1 pseudogene is annotated in these 274 nt (G+C 47.8%); it reads left to right on the top strand.

Annotation, left to right across the window (positions count from 1 at the left end):
* Nucleotides 1-274, top strand: a pseudogene (locus E0702_RS17320) (F0F1 ATP synthase subunit beta); the annotation flags it as partial.

Genomic DNA, 274 nt, shown 5'->3' with positions numbered 1-274 from the left:
GTGCTGGTGTAGGTAAGACCGTTAACATGATGGAACTTATCAACAACATCGCACTACAGCACTCAGGTCTGTCAGTATTTGCTGGTGTTGGTGAGCGTACTCGTGAAGGTAACGATTTCTACTTTGAGATGCAGGAAGCGGGTGTTGTAAACATCGAAAAACCTGAAGAATCAAAAGTAGCGATGGTTTACGGTCAGATGAACGAGCCACCAGGCAACCGTCTACGTGTTGCACTGACGGGTCTAACGATGGCAGAACGTTTCCGTGACGAAGG

Source organism: Halomonas marinisediminis (genome assembly GCF_004347715.1).
In the GTDB taxonomy this organism is placed as follows: domain Bacteria; phylum Pseudomonadota; class Gammaproteobacteria; order Pseudomonadales; family Halomonadaceae; genus Halomonas; species Halomonas icarae.
Note: the sequence above shows the minus strand (reverse complement) of the source record. Positions and strands in the feature narration are given on the sequence as shown.